Source organism: Streptomyces sp. SID14478 (genome assembly GCF_010548525.1).
In the GTDB taxonomy this organism is placed as follows: Bacteria; Actinomycetota; Actinomycetes; order Streptomycetales; family Streptomycetaceae; genus Streptomyces.
In genome coordinates this window covers 1-1069 of sequence record NZ_JAAGMG010000893.1, presented here as the reverse complement: position 1 = coordinate 1069, position 1069 = coordinate 1, and the positions used below count along the sequence as shown (strand labels likewise).

The window sequence follows — 1069 nt, the reverse complement described above, 5'->3', positions numbered from 1 at the left end:
CGTGCAGCGCGAACAGCCCGCCGGGGCCGATCAGCAGGTGGTGGATGCGGGCCCCGCCGGGCAGCGGCACCGAGTGCAGTGCCCGCCAGCCCGCCGGTTCGAGGCCGTCGAGGACCTCGCCGGTCCGCTGCTGCGCGGCCAGGGCCGTGCGCCGCGGGTCGGTGCGCAGCCTGCGCTGCGGAGCCGGGTCCCGGTCGAGGTCGATGACGAGGGCCTCCCCGGGGCGGTTCGGCGCGAGGTCGTCGTCCGGGTGGAGGCTGAGGCGGGCCAGCTCGGCGGGCGTGGGTACCGGCGGCGGCCCGACGGCGACGTTCCCGGTGAGGAACGGGCGCAATGCGGCGAGGACGGCCTCCCGCTGCGACTCGGCGAGCAGATTGACCCGGGCCGCCTCCCTGTCGTACCAGGCAACGTTCAGCCCGTCCTCCCCGTACACGTAGAGCCGCTCCTGGCCGTGCCGCCACGTAGGTACGACGTGCAGTCCGTCCATGCCCCATCACCCCCTGACCATGGGAGCAGCAAGCACCGCCGCAGGGCAAGAAGGCCGCAAGGGCGTTAACGGCATCGGGCGCAGAGCGAGGGGCCGCTGTTACACAGTCGCCGAATTGCCGTGATGGCCGACTTTTACGGTGATGGAGCGACATCAGAGCACTCGCCGCACACCCGGCCCGGACCGATCGGAGTCATCATGCGCCCCGCCTTCCTCCGCAGCGCCGTCGTCACGGCCGTCCTGGGCGGCGCCGTGCTGGTCCCCACGGCCGCGTACGCGGACGCCCAGGTGCACGCTCCGGCGGCCCGGACCGTCGAGGTCGCCGACTCGCAGGACCAGCCCGCGGCCCCGTCCCCGGACGATCCGTCGGCCAATCCGTACTTCCTGGTGGCAGGCGGTGCGATGGCCGCCGCCGGCGCCGCGGGCCTCGTCTACTCCACCGTCCGCCGCGGCCGCGCCGACGCCTGAGCACGCACCCCCTTGGAGCCCCAGTGAGAACGTCCGCCCGCCTCGCCGCGACCGCCGCCCTCGTGGCCTCCCTCGCCGCCGGTGTCACCGCCTGCGGCCAGGGTTCGAGCGGCG

General features: G+C 74.6%; 2 protein-coding genes. One reads left to right on the top strand and one right to left on the bottom strand.

Features of this window, described 5'->3' with window-relative positions; translation table 11 throughout:
- The coding region (locus G3I40_RS29170; protein WP_164305525.1) for a nuclease-related domain-containing protein at positions 1-487 on the bottom strand (487 nt) is incomplete at its 3' end.
- Between the two features lie 198 nt (positions 488-685).
- On the opposite strand from G3I40_RS29170, the gene G3I40_RS29165 reads away from it, so the two are divergent.
- On the top strand, positions 686-955 hold the full coding sequence (locus G3I40_RS29165; protein ID WP_164305523.1) for a hypothetical protein: 270 nt from the start codon (positions 686-688) through the stop codon (positions 953-955).
- Positions 956-1069: the final 114 nt, after the last annotated feature.